We start from the raw sequence: 13,175 nt of genomic DNA, 5'->3' as shown, positions 1-13,175 counted from the left end.
TTCATGAGAATCGTTCCTCGGCAAAATCGCCAGCGGAAGCGGCATTTCCCGGGGATCAGAATGTCACCTTTTCGAGCGGGGCGCGCCTCGCCTCGAATTCCTTCAACTTCGCTTCATTCCGCGCAATGTAACTGCGATTGTCGGGAACGGCGAACTGGTTCTTGGCGATCTGGATCTGCAGGATGAAGAGCTCGTCCCAGCGGAAGCCCATTTCGGAACCCGCCAGATAGAATTCCCACATGCGGAAGAACTGCTCGTCGTAAAGTGCCACCGCTTCGGCCTTGCGCGCCACGAAACGCTCGCGCCAATGACGCAGCGTATAGGCATAATGCAGCGGCAGGATTTCGATATCCTTGACCAGCAGCCCGGCCTTTTCAAGCGGCGGCACGACCTCGCCGACGGAAGGGATGTAGCCGCCCGGGAAGATGTATTTCTCGATGAAGGCATTGGTGCCGAAGCTCGGCTTGGGGCGGCCGATCGAATGCAGCACCATGACGCCGTTGTCGTCGAGGAGATCCGATACCTTACGAAAGAAATTGCCGTAATGGCCGATGCCGACATGTTCGAACATGCCGACCGAAACGATGCGGTCGAACTTCCTGCCCGTCATGGTGCGGTAGTCCTGCAGTTCGAAACGCACCCGATCGGCAAGGCCGCGCTTTTCGGCGCGCTTACGCGAGACCTTGAGCTGTTCCTCGCTCAGTGTAATGCCGGTGAACTCGGCACCTTCCGTCGCCTCCGTCAGGTACATGCCCATGCCGCCCCAGCCGGAGCCGATCTCCAGGATGCGCTGGTTCGGCTCGAGAAGAAGCTTGGCAGCGATATGGCGCTTCTTGGCGAGCTGCGCCTCGTCGAGACCAATGCCCGGCGGCTCGAAATAGGCGCAGGAATATTGCCAGTCCTCATCGAGAAAAAGATCGAAGAGCTTGGCCGACAGGTCGTAATGATGGGCGACATTGTGCTTGTTGCGGTTGACCGGCACGCGGTTCTTCAGTTGCTGCCGTGCAATTCGGCCGAGAAGCAGTGCCGCCATCTTGAAATCGAAGATCTCGTTGGTGGTGTTCTGCTTCACCAACGACAGGAAATCATAGATGTTGCTCTGTTCGAGAATGAACCGGCCTTGCATGTACATTTCGCCGAGCTTCATGGTCGGGTCGCGCCGGATGGCGTCCTCGGCCTCCTGATCGGCAAGGCGGGCGACAACGGGTTCACCGGTGCCGTCGCCGATAGTGTGGGTTTCGCCATTGGCAAGGGTAAGTTTTAGTGAACCCTTGCGGACGATTTGCTGGACGATCGATAAGAATGCCGACGCCATGGACGCCTCGCAAATGTGACAGGATAGTCACATCAACTTAATAGCTCTCTTTCGCCATACAAGCGCCGGATTTAGCACTCCGTTCAGAACGCTGCCAAACTGTTGCATTTTTGCCGAAATGCCGGCTAAACCCTTATTTTCGCTTCATGGCTTCGGCAAGTGCCGCGCCGAAGGCGCCCTGGCTCTCCGGTTTCTCAGCCGCCGGCCGGCGCTCGTTCTGCGGCCGCGACCCTTGGCCTGGGCGAGAATCACCACGCGGCGGCGACGCTGATGAGCCGTCATCACGTTTCATCGAGAGAGCGATGCGCTTGCGCTTGGCGTCAACTTCGACAACCCGCACCTTGACGACATCGCCGGCCTTCACGACCTCGTGGGGATCCTTGACGAAGCGATCGGCAAGCTGGGAGACGTGCACCAGACCGTCCTGGTGCACGCCGATATCGACGAAGGCGCCGAAGGCGGCAACGTTGGTCACCGTGCCTTCCAGCACCATGCCGGGCGTCAGGTCGGAAATTTCGTTGACGCCCTCGGCAAAGGTCGCGGTCTTGAAGCTCGGACGCGGGTCGCGGCCAGGCTTTTCCAATTCCGCGATAATGTCCCTGACAGTCGGCAGGCCGAATTTCTCGTCGATAAACTGGCGCGGATCCACCGATTTCAAGACGGCGCTATCGCCCATCAGCGCGCGCAGATCACGGCCGCAGGCGGCAACGATCTTCTTGGCGACACCGTAGGCCTCCGGGTGGACCGAGGAAGAGTCGAGCGGCTCCTTGCCGTTGGGGATGCGCAGGAAGCCGGCGCATTGCTCGAAGGTGCGGCCGCCGAGGCGTGCGACCTTCAGCAGATCCTTTCGCGTCTCGAAACGGCCCTCGCTGTCGCGGTGGCGGACGATGGCATCGGCGATCGACGGGCCGAGGCCGGAGACGCGCGAGAGCAGCGGCGCTGACGCCGTGTTGAGGTCGACACCGACGGCATTCACCGCATCTTCCACCACGGCATCGAGCGAACGCGACAGCTTCTGCTGGTCGACATCGTGCTGATATTGGCCGACGCCGATCGACTTCGGCTCGATCTTGACGAGTTCGGCCAGCGGATCCTGCAGGCGCCGCGCGATGGAGACGGCGCCGCGCAGCGACACGTCCAGATCGGGGAATTCTGCCGCTGCGGTCGCCGAGGCGGAATAGACCGAGGCGCCGGCTTCCGACACGATGACCTTGGTCGGCTTCGGCGCCGGCAACTCGGCCAGCATGTCGGCCACCAGCTTTTCGGTTTCGCGGCTGCCGGTGCCGTTGCCGATCGAGATCAGCTCGACATTGTGCTTGCGGACCAGCGATGCGAGCTCGACCTGGGCACCGCGCACATCGTTCCTCGGCTGGAAGGGATAGACGGTCGATGTCGCCACCACCTTGCCGGTGCCGTCGACGACGGCGACCTTGACGCCGGTGCGGATGCCGGGATCGAGACCCATCGTCGCGCGCGAGCCGGCGGGCGCTGCCAGCAGCAGGTCCTTGAGATTGCGGGCAAAGACATGGATCGCCTCTTCTTCGGCCCTTTCGCGCAGTTCCCGCATGAGGTCGAGCGAGAGCGACATGGAAAGCTTGACGCGCCAGGTCCAGCTTGCGACCTCCATCAGCCAGCGGTCGCCGGGACGGCTGGTACCGATCTCGTAGGCGGCCACGATCATGCGTTCGACCGGCTTGTTCGGAGAGGCGGTTTCGGCGTCGGCCTCGATCGTCAGCGTCAGCACCTCCTCGTTCCAGCCGCGCAGCATGGCGAGCGCGCGGTGGCCCGGCGCAGTCGCCCAGCGTTCGGAATGGTCGAAATAGTCGGAAAACTTCTCGCCCGTTGCCTGCTTGCCGTCGACGACTTTTGCCTTCAGCAGTGCGGCCTGGCGCATATGGGCGCGCAACTTGCCGAGCAGGTCAGCATTTTCGGCAATGCCTTCGGCGATGATGTCGCGCGCGCCTTCGAGCGCCGTCTTCACATCGGGTACATCAGCTGTGACGAAGCCTTCGGCCAATACCGCCGGTTCCCTGGCTCGGTCGGCAAGGATCGTCTCGGCGAGCGGGCCGAGGCCGCGTTCGCGGGCGATTTCCGCCCGTGTGCGGCGCTTCGGCTTGTAGGGCAGATAGAGATCTTCGAGCTCGGCCTTAGTTTCGGCGCCAGCGACCTTAGTCATCAGCTCGTCGGTCATCTTGCCCTGGCCGGTGATCGATTCGACGATCGCGTCGCGCCGGGCTTCGAGCTCGCGCAGATAGACCAGCCGCTCGGCGAGATTGCGCAGCTGCGTGTCGTCCAGCCCGCCCGTCACTTCCTTGCGGTAGCGGGCGATGAAGGGCACGGTAGAGCCTTCGTCGAGCAGCTCGATGGCGGCTTTGGCCTGTTCGGGCCGGGCGTTGATTTCGGCGGAGATGCGGGCTGCGAGAAAACGGAGGTCTGCGGCCATGGGATTTCCTGTTTCGTCAGAGGTGGCGGGACCATAGCGGCGAAAAGCGGCGAGGCAATGTTGGAGTTTGCAGGCAAGCGCCGATCCACAGGATAAGCATGCCGGAAAGGCGGCGATTTTGCGGTTGTGCAGATGCGCCATTCTTTGCTAGCAGAAGCAACGTTTTGACCCGGCGCCCATGCCATCCCTCCCCTCACGCGGGAGGCAAGGAAATTCGACATGCCAAACCTTCTTCTCGAACTCCGCTCCGAAGAGATTCCGGCCCGCATGCAGCGCAAGGCTGCCGGCGACCTGAAGAAGCTCGTCACCGATGCGCTTGTCGAAGCGGGTCTGTCCTACGAGGGCGCGCGCGAATACTGGACGCCGCGGCGGCTTGCGCTCGACATTCACGGCCTGACGGCCCGCTCCGCCGATGTGCGCGAGGAGCGCAAGGGACCGCGCACCGACGCCAACGAGAAGGCGATCGAAGGCTTTTTGCGCGGCGCGGGCCTTTCCTCGGTCTCCGAGGCGCAGGTGGTGAGCGATCCGAAGAAGGGCGATTTCTACGTCGCGGTCATCTCCAAGCCCGGCCGCGCAACGGAAGAGATCGTCAGCGATGTCATGCCCGGCATCATCCGCGACTTCCCCTGGCCGAAATCGATGCGCTGGGGCAAGGCCTCGTCGAAGCCCGGCGCGCTGCGCTGGGTGCGGCCGCTGCAGTCGATCGTCTGCACCTTCGGCCCGGAGCATGAAGAGACCACCGTCATCCCCTTCGAGATCGACGGCATCACCGCCTCCAACATCACCTACGGCCACCGTTTCCACGCGCCCGAGGCGATCACGGTGCGGCGCTTCGACGATTATGCGGCGAACCTGGAAAAGGCGAAGGTCATCCTCGATGCCGAGCGGCGCAAGGACATCATCCTGCACGACGCCCGCGACATCGCCTTTGCCAACGGGCTGGAGTTGGTGGAAGACGAAGGCCTGCTGGAGGAGGTCTCCGGCCTCGTCGAATGGCCGCAGGTGTTGATGGGCAGCTTCGAGGAAGATTACCTCTCGATCCCCTCCGAAATCATCCGGCTAACGATCAAGACGAACCAGAAGTGTTTCGTGACGCGCGCGAGCGGCAGCGAGACGCTGTCGAACAAGTTCATCCTCGTCTCAAACATCCAGGCGAGCGACGGCGGCAAGGAAATCGTCCACGGCAACGGCAAGGTGGTGCGGGCCCGGCTTTCGGATGCGCTGCATTTCTGGAAGCGCGACCAGGGCAATCTCCCGGATCTCGAGACGCTCACGGCTTCGGCGGCAAAGTTCGGCCTCGACATCAACAAGCCGCTCGACCAGCGCATGGCCAAGCTCGATGCGCTCGACGTGACGTTCCATGCCAAGCTCGGCACACAGGGCGCGCGCGTCGCCCGCATCCGCACGCTGGCCAAGGAATTGGCTGACATCACCGGCGCCGACGCGGCTCTCATCGATCGCGCTGCCGTGCTCGCCAAGGCCGATCTGCGCACCGAAGCGGTCGGCGAATTCCCGGAACTGCAGGGTTTGATGGGCCGCAAATATGCGGTGCTGCAGGGCGAGAATGCCTCCGTTGCCGCAGCAATCGAGGACCACTACAAGCCGCAGGGTCCGTCGGACCGCGTGCCGGAGGACAGAGTGGCGATCACCATCGCCCTTGCCGACAAGCTCGATACGCTGACCGGTTTCTGGGCTATCGACGAAAAGCCGACCGGGTCGAAGGATCCGTTCGCCCTGCGGCGGGCGGCCCTCGGTGTTGTCAGGATCCTGCTCGAGCGAAGGATCCGCCTGCCGCTGCTGGCGTCTTTAATTGGGGTAGCCTTCGACGCTAAGGTGCTCGGAACGGAGAAAATCGAGGTTACCGGAGAAGCGATCTCCGACCTGCTCTCCTTCTTCCACGACCGTCTCAAGGTCTATCTGCGCGACCAGGGCGCCCGCCATGATCTGATCGACGCCGTGCTGACTTCAGATGCCGACGACCTGTTGATGGTGGCGCGCCGCGTCGAAGCGCTGACGGCTTTCATCACCTCTGAAGACGGCAAGAACCTGCTTTCCGGCACCAAACGTGCGACGCAGCTGCTTGCCGCCGAGGAAAAGAAGGGCACTGTGATCGCCGACGGCGTTTCGCCAGCGCTTCTGAAGCTCGATGCCGAGAAGGAGCTCTTCGCCGCAATCTCCAGCGCCTCGAAGGATGCCTCAGACGCAGTTGCCGGAGAGGATTTCCGCTCGGCGATGGAAGCGCTTTCCAAGCTGCGCGGCCCGGTCGACCGCTTCTTCGAAGAGGTACTCGTCAACGACGAGGACGCCGCCATCCGCGCCAACCGTCTCGCTTTGCTGCGACTGATCCGCGAGGCGACGGGAACGGTTGCGGACTTCTCGAAGATTTCGGGATGATGTTCGGCCGCCATCGGCGGCCGTTGCCGTCAGCACGAACGGGTGCTGCGGCGTGGATCCTCGGATCACCAAGCCCGAGGATGACGGAGGGTGGTCGGGCGGAAGGATACATTCACAGCGCGGGCACTACCAGGGCTCGGGTGATCTCGGTCACATCATCCAAAACAATCATTAAAGGAATTGACGGAGGAGGTCCGGCACCCGCATCGCTGACGGCGAGTTTGGCGGAAACGTCACCGCACATTCCGTCATCCTCGGCCTTGAGCCGAGGATCCATGCCACGACCGCTCACGGGTGCCGTCTGGATGCTCGGGTCAAGCCCGAGCATGACGGAGGGTGGGGTGAGCTCTGTGGCAAATACAGCAACGCGTGGCGGAATACGGGCGTAGCTGCGTCTCCGCCGATTGCGCTCCTCAACCCCTTTCATGCTTAGACTTGACGCGAACATCCATGCCCCAAGCACTCTGCATGCATGGCCGGATATGTTTACATCGTGACCAACCAGAAGAATGGGACGCTCTATATCGGCGTGACATCCGATCTGGAGCGCCGCATCTACGAGCATCGCGAAGGGCTGACGCCGGGCTTTGCCTGGAAATACGGATGCACCAGTCTCGTCTGGTACGAGGAACACTGGGACATCGGCAGTGCGATCCAACGCGAGAAATCCTTGAAGCGATGGTATCGGCAATGGAAAATCGATCTTGTCGAAGCCATGAATCCCGAGTGGAACGATCTCTATCTTACACTGTGGTGAAGCCGAGATAGCCCGGACCATATTGAGTAATGAGCTTCAAATGGCACGGCCGCCGGAGAACCGACGGCCGCTAAGAATTTGGTGATAAAAACGCTTTTGTCCCGCGCCGTTTAGGCAGCACGGCGACCTTGATGCATGGCCGGGGCAGCGCTTTCGCCACGGACGCGGAAGCCGCGGATAAGGTCGATCAGCTCGTCGGTATCTGTGGCCAGTGTCTCTGCCGATGCCGTGGTCTCTTCGGCCATGGCGGCATTCTGCTGGGTGGCGGCGTCGAGCTGGTTCATCGACGAGGAGATCGAGCGCAGCGTCGTGTCCTGTTCGGAGGCGCTGTGGGCGATCTTGGCGACGATCTCGTTGGCGGCCTTGATCTGGTCGGAGATGCGCTTCAGCGCCTCGCCTGCCTCGCCGACCAGACGGACGCCGTGGTCGACCTGGCTGGAGGAGCGGGCGATCTGATCCTTGATCTCCTTGGCCGCAGCGGCGGAGCGCTGGGCAAGCTCACGGACTTCCTGGGCGACAACCGCAAAACCCTTGCCGCTTTCACCGGCGCGCGCTGCCTCGACGCCGGCATTCAGCGCCAGCAGATTGGTCTGGAAGGCGATCTCGTCGATGACGCCGATGATCTTGGTGATCTCCGACGACGACTTCTCGATGCCGCTCATCGCCTCGATCGCCTGGGTGACGATCGCATCGCTGTGGGTCGCCTCGGTGCTGACCGAGTGGACGCGTTTGCTGGCCTCATGGGCGCCATCGGCGGTCTGGCGGACGGCGACGGTCAGTTCGTCGAGTGCGGCTGAGGTTTCTTCCAGGCTGGCGGCCTGGCGCTCGGTGCGCTGCGACAGCTCATTGGAAGCGCGGCGGATCTCTTCCTTGCTGGTGCCGATATCGGTGCCCTTGGCGCTGACCTTGGCCATGGCGGCTTCGAGATGCGACAGCGCATCGTTGAAGTTATCGCGAAGGGCGGCGTATTTCTGGCCGAGATCGGCGCAGCGGACGGTGAGATCACCGCGGGCGATCATCTCCAGCGCCTGGCCGATCGTCGTCACCACGCGCGCCTGCAGCGTTGCCTCGTCCTGCTGCTGGCGCAAGTTGTTTTCGCGCTCGCTTTCCAGCGCCAGCTGCTGGGCCGCCTCGCGATCCGACATCTGATGGCGCTCCCTGATCTTTTCCTGCAGCGACTGCGTCGCCTTGGCCATCATGCCCACTTCATTGTTCATGCCGGTATGCGGGATGGCGATCGAAACATCCTCTTCGGCGACAGCCTTCAGGGCGGCATGGACGTTGTTGAGAGGTCCCGATATGCCGCGAATGACGATGTAGGCGGCTGCCATGGCAAGGAAGAACAGGACGATGCTGCCGGAGAGTGCAGTGAGGATCGTGCTGTTTATCTGCGCATCGAGATCGTCCATATAAACGCCGGTGATGACGACGACCTTCCAGGGTTCGAAGGCCTGCCCATAGGCCGTCTTGCGGTAATCGCCGGCCGGCTGGCCCGGCTTGCTGGTGGAATAATATTCGACGAGACCACCGCCCTGCTGCCCGAGCTTTACCAGCTCTTCGCGATAGAGCTTGCCCATGCTGTCTGGCTGAGCCTTCAGGTTCTGCCCGACTTTCGCAGCATCGTAGTGGAACATCATCTGGACGTCGTAGCTATAGCCGAAGAAATAGCCGTCCGGATCGTATTTCATCCCGTTGACGGTGGTGTAGGCCTGCTTCTGGGCATCCTCCAGCGTCATTTCGCCGGCGGTTACCTTGGCCTGGTAAAGCTTGAGAACGGAGACCGCCGACTGAACCTCGGCGCGCAGCATGTCGTAACGCTCCTTGTAGATCGCATCGACCGAGGAGCGGATCTGCAGGGAGGTGGCGATCGCAAAGGCGATCATCAGGCCGACGACCAGCAATATGAGCTGCTTCGATATCTTCAAATTTTTCATGACGCCTCGCAACGGGAATGGGTGGCTGCATTCCGGTGCGGTTTTCTACCGCCTGTGCGAGCGCGCCAAAAAGAGACGCGTCTACCGCTGCTAAAACAAACATGCTGCGACCGGGTAAGGAACAATCGGTGCTCACCCTATAAAAAAGCTTTAACTTTATTGTTTGCGGCGCGAGTTTCCCTAAAAATCGAGGGGTAATTCACAAGGCAACACCGCCGGATTCAGGCATATCAAAACAGGAATGCACCCTCGCTTCTCTTCGAGAGTGCATCCGTTCCACCGGAGGTGGAACCCCAATCGATCGAAACCTTGATCAGGCAGGGGCAGGGAACTGTGGTTTTTACGCAATTCCCGGCAAAATCGCTGCGCGCTTTGCCTGGGAAAACCGCCGCGCACTTTTCCCGGACGTTGCTTGATCTCTTTGTTTTCCGCAATTCCGGACGGAAAACCGCTACGCACTTTTCCTGGAAGTTGCTCCTAGAAACGCAGCTTGAAATCGGAAGCGTTAAGGGCTGCCGGTTGTTCCGTCATGCCGGCCGCAACGGGCGTGGCGTCGCCGCCGATGACGGCCGCCGTCGTCGCATTCATGTCGATACCGTCGGCAGGCGCGGCTGGAGGTGCCGCGGCAAGCATCGCTTCCGGGGTCGCCTTGCTGACGAAGACGACGGGCGAGCCGCCCATCCAGCCCTCGGTGCGATAGATCTTCTTTTCGCCGTCGACATCGCGGATTTCACTCGCCTGGAGGACGCCGGGCTTCAGCTCCGGCACCGTATAGTCCTTTTTGGTGAGCTCGGCCTGGAGCGGCGGGCAATGGGCGCACGTTTCAGTGACGATGCTGCCTTCAGCGGACGGCGCGGCCTTGCCGACCACCTCTATCGAGGACGCCATCGCAGAACCTGCCATCAGCAGGATTGCCGCACCGAGGAAAATCTGACGCATCGAAGTTACTCCGTCTCACCTTCGGAGCAAATTAGCGCAGCTTTGTTTCCATCCCGTCAGGGGAAAGGGTAAAAATTTAAAGAACGGGCCGGTTTATACTCACTGCGAGCCGGTTTCTCGTTCGATCGCGCGCCAGCCGATGTCGCGCCGGCAGAAGCCGTTTTCCCATCTCACCCTGTCAAGCAGCGCGTAGGCGCGGTCCTTGGCCTCGGCGACCGTGCCGCCTGACGCGGTAACATTCAGCACACGGCCGCCGGTCGCCACCAATGCGCCGTCCTGCAGACCCGTGCCGGCATGAAACACCTTCTCACCCTCGCCTGCATCCGGCAGCGAGAGGATCGGCGTGTTCTTGTCGTAGGCGCCGGGATAACCCTTCGAGGCCATGACCACCGTCAGTGCCGGATCGTCGCTCCATTCGGCCTTGACCTGATCCAACGTGCCGTTGGCGGTGGCGAGCAGCAGCGGCAGCAGATCGCTCTTCAACCGCATCATCAGCACCTGGCATTCGGGGTCGCCGAAGCGGACATTGTATTCGATGAGCTCCGGCCCCTTCCTGGTGATCATCAGCCCGGCGAAAAAGACGCCGGAGAAGGGATGGCCGCTCTCGGCCATGCCGCGCATCGTCGGCTCGATGATCTCTTTCATGGTGCGCTCGACCATCTCGGCGGTCATCACAGGCGCCGGCGAATAGGCCCCCATGCCACCGGTATTGACGCCGGTATCACCCTCGCCCACCCGCTTGTGATCCTGCGCGGTTGCAAGCGGCAGCGCATGTTTGCCATCGCAGAGGCAGAAGAAGCTTGCCTCCTCGCCATCGAGATAGGCCTCGACGACGACTTCGGCGCCGGCAGCGCCAAAGGCACCCTCGAAGCAGTCGTCGACCGCGGCCAAAGCTTCATCGAGCGTCATCGCGACGGTCACGCCCTTGCCGGCGGCAAGACCATCGGCCTTGACGACGATCGGCGCGCCCTGTGCCCGGATATAGGATTTCGCCTTCGGTCCATTGTTGAAGCGCTGGTAAGCGCCTGTTGGAATATCGTAGCGGGCGCAGATATCCTTGGTGAAGCCTTTGGAACCCTCGAGCTGGGCGGCGGCAGCGGAGGGACCGAAGACCGCCAGGCCATCGGCGCGCAGCCGGTCGGCGAAGCCGGCAACCAGCGGCGCCTCCGGGCCGACGACGACGAAATCGATCGCCTTGTCCTTGCAGAAGGCCGCGACCGCTTCGTGATCCTCGATATTCAAGGGCACGAGGACGGCGTGCTCGGCAATGCCGGGATTGCCGGGTGCGGCGTAGAATTCCGTCATCAACGGCGATTGCGCCAGCTTCCAGGCAAGCGCGTGCTCGCGTCCGCCCGATCCGATCAACAGAACCTTCATGCGCCACCCTTTCCTTTTCTGTCTGGCGGTTAAGGGCCAGGGGCCGAAAGGTCAAGCGGGAAAGCTTACCAGCCCCCGCCTCCCCCGCCTCCGCCACCGCCGCCGGACGAGCCGCCGCCGGAAAAACCGGAGGATGATCTCGACGGCGGCGGTGAAGGTATCGTCGACGCAATGGTCGAGGCCATCGACGAGGAAAAGCCGCCGATACGATCGGAGAAGCTGCCACTGTTGAAATTGCCGGAATACCAGGCGGGCGCATAGGCAGCAGCCGCGCCGGCGGCAGCGGCCGCAAGCCAGGTCTCGAAGGTACGCGACCAGGGCTTTTCGACGCCCAGCGCCACCGCATAGGGCAGCAGCGTCTCGAAATGCCGCGGCGACATTTCAGGCGCGCCCGCCATGTTCATCCGGTCTTTCTCGGCAAGCGTCAGATATTGCCGCAGGCCGTCTATGCCATCCATCATCTTGGCGCCGAGCGGGGTCGGCGCGCCCATGATGAAGAAATAGAGGATGTTGAGCAGCACGATGCCGCCGATAGCAAAGAGCATCGGCGTCTCGTGCAGTTCGATCAGCGACGAGGCAAAGGTCAGAACGCTGATCAGAAGGATGCTGACCCCGACGAAAACAACGATGGCGGTGACCACGAGTGCGACGATCTTGCCGAACAGCGACCTGCCGCGATAAAGCGGCCGGGCGAACGTGGCGACGAAGACGGCAATGAAGACCGAGATGGCGATCGGCATCAGCATCAGCACGACCGTATCGGGCTCCAGCGACCCGACAATGAACGGCGCCGCCAGGAAGACGGCACTGAGCGCGATGCCGCCTATGGTGAAGCCGATGTTGGAATTGTAATATTTGCCGCGGTGCTCCTTCTCGATCGCCGAGCGGAAGGCTTGACCCACCGATTTCACATGCTCGCCATTGGCTTTGTCGATCGTCAGCGTCCTGCCTGCGCCGCCGGCGGCTTTCAGGAGTTCGGTCTCGCCTGCCTGGAATTTTTGCCTGCCGAGCGACCTGCTGGTGCCGCTTATGATGATCGAATTCTTGAGATCTTCGAGCTTGACATACCCGCGGACGGCCAGATCGAGGGCAGTTGCGGCAAGCGCCGTCCAGCCCCCGCCGGAGAAGCCCTTATTGTCGATATAGTTGACCAGCGCCGGCGAGATGCCCTCCGGCGCATCCCAGCGCGGCACGATGACACCGCGGGAGGGATCGCGACCGACCTTCCACCAAGATCTCCCATAATAGGCGAAAACCAGGATCAGTCCGCCGAAGCCGATGAAATAATCGCGGTTATCCTTCAGCCACCATGTGCTCTCCGTATCCTTGCTCGGCGGATCGATCGATCCTTTCGGCATGCGGATCGCCAAGGTCAGGCCATCATTGGCATTGAGCGGCGCGGTGGTGGAAAAGACGAGGCCGGCTGCGGTTTGGCTGACGCGGGCATTTTTTTCCGTCGCGCCCTTCGGACCGGTGAAAAAGGTCGTCTCCGTAGCAGCGACACCAGGCGGCAGCATCACCGTCGCGGTGGCCGAGCGGATCGGGAAGAGCCAGCCGTTGCCGGTGACATTCCAGTAGAGTTCGTCATGATCGCCGAAATAGCGGATCTGGCGATTGGTCCTGTAGGTGAAGACGTATCGATGACGGCCCGGCGTCACTGTCAACTCGGCCAATCCCGTATAGATGCGGATGCCGCCCGATATCTGTTCCGTGTGCCAGGGCTCATCCTCGCCATTGCGCTTCACCGAGACGACATCGAAGTCGACGCTGCGGCGACGGCCGCCGGCGTCGGTGAAATAGAGCGGGAAGTCCCGGAAGATGCCGTGCTTGATCCGATCGCGCTCTGCATTGACGGTGACGGTTTCCGTCACCGTCATCGCACCGCTCTTTTCGAGCGCAATGTCGGAGACGAAACTGTCGATCAGCTCCGTGGCAAAGGCCGCCGGGGCGGCCACCAATAAGAGCAGCGCCAAGCAAAATCCGAAAAACCGACGCCCCATCCCTGTCTCCTCGCCG

Annotated in this window: 8 protein-coding genes; 2 read left to right on the top strand and 6 right to left on the bottom strand. The window is 61.9% G+C overall.

The window, feature by feature from the left end:
- Positions 1 to 55: 55 nt before the first annotated feature.
- Together BA011_RS00130 and BA011_RS00125 are read right to left on the bottom strand one after the other, a co-directional pair.
- A complete protein-coding gene (locus BA011_RS00130; RefSeq protein WP_065278976.1) occupies positions 56 to 1,315 on the bottom strand; it encodes an SAM-dependent methyltransferase in 1,260 nt (419 codons plus the stop codon).
- 133 nt (positions 1,316 to 1,448) lie between these two features.
- On the bottom strand, positions 1,449 to 3,758 hold the full coding sequence (locus tag BA011_RS00125) for a Tex family protein (RefSeq protein ID WP_065278975.1): 2,310 nt from the start codon (positions 3,756 to 3,758) through the stop codon (positions 1,449 to 1,451).
- A gap of 219 nt (positions 3,759 to 3,977) precedes the next feature.
- Here BA011_RS00125 and glyS point away from each other — a divergent pair, with 219 nt between their 5' ends.
- Positions 3,978 to 6,152 (top strand): glycine--tRNA ligase subunit beta, encoded by a 2,175-nt coding sequence (gene glyS, locus BA011_RS00120; RefSeq protein WP_065278974.1) that lies wholly within the window; start codon positions 3,978 to 3,980, stop codon positions 6,150 to 6,152.
- A 472-nt stretch (positions 6,153 to 6,624) separates the two neighbouring features.
- A complete protein-coding gene (locus BA011_RS00110) occupies positions 6,625 to 6,909 on the top strand; it encodes a GIY-YIG nuclease family protein (protein WP_065278972.1) in 285 nt (94 codons plus the stop codon).
- Between the two features lie 110 nt (positions 6,910 to 7,019).
- Here the strand turns inward: BA011_RS00110 and BA011_RS00105 are convergent, their stop codons facing one another.
- The 4 genes from BA011_RS00105 to BA011_RS00090 all read right to left on the bottom strand — a co-directional run bounded on the left by BA011_RS00105 (position 7,020) and on the right by BA011_RS00090 (position 13,159).
- Positions 7,020 to 8,843, bottom strand: coding sequence for a methyl-accepting chemotaxis protein (locus BA011_RS00105; protein WP_065278971.1), 1,824 nt, complete (start codon positions 8,841 to 8,843; stop codon positions 7,020 to 7,022).
- Between the two features lie 477 nt (positions 8,844 to 9,320).
- Positions 9,321 to 9,782: a plant virulence effector HPE1-like domain-containing protein gene (locus tag BA011_RS00100; protein ID WP_065278970.1), complete on the bottom strand. Its 462-nt coding sequence runs from the start codon at positions 9,780 to 9,782 to the stop codon at positions 9,321 to 9,323.
- Positions 9,783 to 9,881: 99 nt separating this feature from the next.
- Positions 9,882 to 11,159, bottom strand: coding sequence for a phosphoribosylamine--glycine ligase (gene purD / locus BA011_RS00095; RefSeq protein ID WP_065278969.1), 1,278 nt, complete (start codon positions 11,157 to 11,159; stop codon positions 9,882 to 9,884).
- Between the two features lie 65 nt (positions 11,160 to 11,224).
- A complete protein-coding gene (locus tag BA011_RS00090; RefSeq protein ID WP_065278968.1) occupies positions 11,225 to 13,159 on the bottom strand; it encodes a DUF2207 domain-containing protein in 1,935 nt (644 codons plus the stop codon).
- Positions 13,160 to 13,175 lie beyond the last annotated feature (16 nt).

It is taken from the genome of Rhizobium leguminosarum (genome assembly GCF_001679785.1).
GTDB lineage: Bacteria > Pseudomonadota > Alphaproteobacteria > Rhizobiales > Rhizobiaceae > Rhizobium > Rhizobium leguminosarum_R.
This window is presented reverse-complemented; position numbering and strand designations above follow the sequence as displayed.